4 protein-coding genes are annotated in these 1414 nt (G+C 36.4%); 1 reads left to right on the forward strand and 3 read right to left on the reverse strand.

Annotation, left to right across the window (positions count from 1 at the left end):
* Positions 1-486: hypothetical protein (locus GRQ01_RS07510; protein WP_193699230.1), on the forward strand; the 486-nt coding region annotated here is incomplete at its 5' end.
* Positions 487-667: 181 nt separating this feature from the next.
* Here GRQ01_RS07510 and GRQ01_RS07515 read toward each other — a convergent pair.
* The 3 genes from GRQ01_RS07515 to GRQ01_RS07525 form a co-directional block, all read right to left on the reverse strand.
* A complete protein-coding gene (locus GRQ01_RS07515; protein WP_158335135.1) occupies positions 668-859 on the reverse strand; it encodes a hypothetical protein in 192 nt (63 codons plus the stop codon).
* Positions 852-1049: a hypothetical protein gene (locus GRQ01_RS07520; protein WP_158335136.1), complete on the reverse strand. Its 198-nt coding sequence runs from the start codon at positions 1047-1049 to the stop codon at positions 852-854. The genes GRQ01_RS07515 and GRQ01_RS07520 overlap by 8 nt, the downstream gene beginning before the upstream one ends.
* 2 nt (positions 1050-1051) lie before the next feature.
* Positions 1052-1414: hypothetical protein (locus tag GRQ01_RS07525; protein ID WP_193699231.1), on the reverse strand; the 363-nt coding region annotated here is incomplete at its 5' end.

Consider the following 1414-nt stretch of genomic DNA (forward strand, 5'->3'; position numbering starts at 1 on the left):
ACTCCTTTAGGAGATTATTACCTCTATGCCCTTTTAGGGGCTTATCCTAATACACAAATTCAAATCTCAGGCGATGGTTCTACTAATGCTATCATACTAGGTAAATATGCTTATGTAAATTATAGTGCTGATGATGAAAATACAAAACCCATACTTGCACGTGCAGCTTCTAATCAACACCTTAATATCACTTATCTTGTAAATAAAGGCATTGTCAATGGAGCCTTAAACATACAAAATCAAGGTAATATTGATGAGGGTTCTGTTAGTGTAGGCACTCTTATCAATCAAGGCTGTATCAAAAACGCCTATATAGGTATATGGGGAGAAAAAGATGGTCAAATATCTTTAGACACCTTTGACAATCAAGCCCTCATTTATAATCCCACCACGCACGCCGTATTCTTCGAAAACAAAGTTTCCATCGCAAACTTTACCAATGAAGGCGTCATTGTAGGCGGGACAACCGATACAAAAAAAGGATAAAGCAGCCGTTATCAACATAGGCAAAGACAACGTCAATAGCACAATCACTATAGACAATTTCAAAAACACCGGCCTAATAGGCGATGGCAATTCCCCTTTTGGCATCATGGTGCAAAGATCTTATAAAAACGGCCAAAACACCCAAGCCCACATCACCACCTTCATCAATACAGGTACCATACTAGCTAAAGTAACCGCCATCGAACTGCACACTACCACCATAACCACCTTTGACAATCAAGGCCTTATTTGTAAGAATAGAATAAGCAAAGTTAATGCCTTGATCATCGCTTCCACTTATAGCACCACTATTGATAAAATTAGTAATTCTTGTTTGCTTTGAAGTTTCTAAACCTTTCTTTGCTTTAATCACTCCTGTAATTTGTTAGGGTAGTATTACTAAAGATAACACCTGTATCTTTAGCCTGTATGGTGCCTTGATTGTAAAAATGAGTAATGGTGGATTTATGACGATCTTGAGCTGATTTGGATTGCTTTTGATCGTCGTTGCCACTATTAAATTCCACTCCTATTTTAGAATTAGCAATAGATAATACCTCCATTATTAAAAGTATCTATACTTAGTGTTCCTTGATCCTCTTTCCATATACCTAATATAAGTATTTCTTATACAGCCTTGATTGATAAGAGTGCCTACACTAACAGAACCCTCATCAATATTACCTTGATTTTGTATGTTTAAGGCTCCATTGACAATGCCTTTATTTACAAGATAAGTGATATTAAGGTGTTGATTAGAAGCTGCACGTGCAAGTATGGGTTTTGTATTTTCATCATCAGCACTATAATTTACATAAGCATATTTACCTAGTATGATAGCATTAGTAGAACCATCGCCTGAGATTTGAATTTGTGTATTAGGATAAGCCCCTAAAAGGGCATAGAGGTAATAATCTCCTAAAGGAGT

Source organism: Campylobacter bilis (assembly GCF_016806695.1).
Classification (GTDB): domain Bacteria; phylum Campylobacterota; class Campylobacteria; order Campylobacterales; family Campylobacteraceae; genus Campylobacter_D; species Campylobacter_D bilis.